This window comes from Nitrosospira sp. NpAV, from assembly GCF_000832065.1.
In the GTDB taxonomy this organism is placed as follows: domain Bacteria; phylum Pseudomonadota; class Gammaproteobacteria; order Burkholderiales; family Nitrosomonadaceae; genus Nitrosospira.
Window position 1 is genome coordinate 1 of sequence record NZ_JXQM01000132.1, and the last position, 703, is coordinate 703.

A 703-nucleotide genomic window follows, 5' to 3' on the forward strand; every position below is an offset into this window, starting at 1 on the left:
ATACCCAACGCACCCTGTCCAACAGCCGGAAGACTCAGCCCGGGCGGCAACAGCATGCTGATGCGATATCTCAGCTCCAGCCGTTTCAGTCAGGCTGCAGCCAGAATGATTGCACTGTATTCCTCCTCGTCCAGCTTTCGCAGTCGCGTTTGCACGTTACCACGCAACGGACGCACTTGCAGATGCGGGAAGCGCGCCCGTAACTGGGATTCTCGCCGCAAACTGGAAGTCCCTACCACGCTTCCGGTGGGCAATTCTTCCAGGCTGGTAAAATCATTGGAAACAAATGCATCACGCGGATCTTCCCGTTCTGTGATGGCGGCCAGCCTGAATCCAGACGGAACAATCATCGGCACATCTTTCATAGAATGTACTGCGATGTCCGCACGGCCGTCTTCCAGAGCCAGTTCAAGCTCTTTGATAAAAAGCCCCTTGCCACCAATTTTTGACAAGGAAACATCCAGAATCTGATCTCCCTTAGTCGTCATGCCAAGTATGGTGATATCAGTTTGCGGGTATAATTCAAGCAGACGACTTCGAATGAAATTTGCCTGCCATAAAGCAAGCTGGCTCTCACGTGACGCAATAACAATTTTTTCAGGACTAGACATAATAAGAATCTGATTTTGAAGCAATGCCGCCATTCTAGCACGGGCGACCCCGGTCCGGATGATGGCAAATAACTGCATTTTATCCCGGTGAC

Annotated in this window: 1 pseudogene; it reads right to left on the reverse strand. The window is 51.1% G+C overall.

Annotated elements, in window-relative coordinates:
• Window positions 1-611: pseudogene (gene hemC, locus SQ11_RS15610) on the reverse strand (hydroxymethylbilane synthase); the annotation flags it as partial.
• Window positions 612-703 lie beyond the last annotated feature (92 nt).